This window comes from Kitasatospora putterlickiae (assembly GCF_039527695.1).
Lineage (GTDB): Bacteria > Actinomycetota > Actinomycetes > Streptomycetales > Streptomycetaceae > Kitasatospora > Kitasatospora putterlickiae.
On record NZ_BAAAKJ010000373.1, the window covers coordinates 1 to 1,755 of the forward strand.

Consider the following 1,755-nt stretch of genomic DNA (forward strand, 5'->3'; position numbering starts at 1 on the left):
GGGCCGGTGGACGTCGACTGGGCGGTGGCCCGGGCGGTCAAGGGCCGGATCGACCGGCCCGACCCGCTCCCACCCCGCTGATGGCCGACGGCCCGGCCGGCCACGTCCCGCACGCCGGGTTGGCCGGCCGAGTGCCTCGCGGCGGTGGCGCCGTTCCCGGACCCGGCCGGCCGACGGTGACGATCCGGTGAACCGACCGGACGCCGGTCAGACGCCGGTCAGACGCCGTGCTCGGCCTGGAGCCGGCCCGACCGGATCGCCGCCACCAGATCGGCATGGTCGGCCTCGGTGCGGTCCGCGTACGCCACCGCGAACGCGGCCAGCGCCTCGTCCAGCGCCTCGCTCTTGCCGCAGTAGCCGCTGATCACCCCGGGGTCGGCGGTGTGCGCGTGGGCGCGGGCGAGCAGCGCGCCGGTGATCCGGGCGTAGTCGTCGAGCTGGGCCGGCAGCAGCGCCGCCGGGTCCACGCTGCCCTTGCGGTTGCGGAACTGCCGGACCTGGTAGGGGAGCCCGTCCACCGTCGTCCAGCCGAGCAGGGTGTCGCTGACCACCTGCATCCGCTTCTGCCCGAGCACCACCCGGCGGCCCTCGTGGCCGTCCGGCGCGTCCACCGGGTACCCGGCCCGGGCCAGGTACGGCAGCAGCACCGACGGGCGGGCCTCCTTCACCTGGAGCACCAGCGGCTGCTCCCGGTGGTCGGTCAGCAGCACCACGTACGAGCGGGTGCCGACGCTGCCGGTGCCCACCACGCGGAACGCCACGTCCTGCACCCGGTAGCGGGAGAGCAGCGGGTGCAGCTCGGCAGGCACCGTGCGCACGTACGGGCCGAGCGCGGTGGCGACCGACGCGGCCATCGCGTCGTCGACCTCGCTGAGCACCGGAGGCGCGGCGGTGAACCGCCAGCCGCCGTCCTCCGTGCGGACGGTGGACTTGGCGGCGAAGCGCGCGCTGGTGTTGCCGAGCGCCTTGGCGGCCACCTTCCCCAGCACCTCGGCCAGGTCGTGCGCCTGGGCGAAGGAGACCAACTGCTCGTCCGCGACGGCGTTCCAGGCGTCCAGCGCCGGCAGCTTGGCCAGCGTGCGCATGGTGCGGCGGTACGCCCCGGCGGCGTCGTAGGCGGCCTGGCGGGCGGTGGCCTCGTCCGCGCCGACCTCCCGGCCGGCCAGCACCAGGCTCGCGGCCAGGCGCTTGAGGTCCCACTCCCACGGGCCGGGCACGGTCTCGTCGAAGTCGTTGATGTCCATCACCAGCCGGCCGCGGGCGTCGCCGTACAGGCCGAAGTTGGCGGCGTGCGCGTCGCCGCACAGCTGGGCCACGGTGCCGCTGGTCGGGGTGGCGGCCAGGTCGGCGGCCATCAGGCCGGCCGAGCCGCGCAGGAAGGCGAACGGGGTGGCGGCCATCCGGCCCAGCCGGATCGGCACCAGCCCGGTGAGGCGGCCCGCGTTGGAGGCCTCGATCGCCTCGACGGCGGTCGGCCGGTCGGTGGCCGGGGCGAACTCGGCGTGCCGCTCGCGCGGGCTCCTGGCGCGCAGGGCCTTGCCGCGCGCCCGGGCGCCGCCGTCGTGGCCCGGCGCGAAGCCCTCGACCGTGAACCGCCGTCCGGGCCCGTGCCCGGCCTCCGTCGCGTCCGCCGGTATCCCGGACCCGATCGCCATCTCGGTCAGCTGCGTCACGCGTCCCGCCCTGTTCTGAGTCGTTCCCGCCCGCGACCCGCGCGGACCCGGCCGCGTACGGGCCGGCCAGCAGGCTACCGGG

1 protein-coding gene is annotated in these 1,755 nt (G+C 76.7%); it reads right to left on the reverse strand.

The genetic code is table 11. From position 1 onward, the window contains the following. Nucleotides 1–218: 218 nt before the first annotated feature. Nucleotides 219–1,655, reverse strand: coding sequence for a DUF2252 domain-containing protein (locus ABD308_RS33045; RefSeq protein ID WP_425554908.1), 1,437 nt, complete (start codon nucleotides 1,653–1,655; stop codon nucleotides 219–221). Nucleotides 1,656–1,755: the final 100 nt, after the last annotated feature.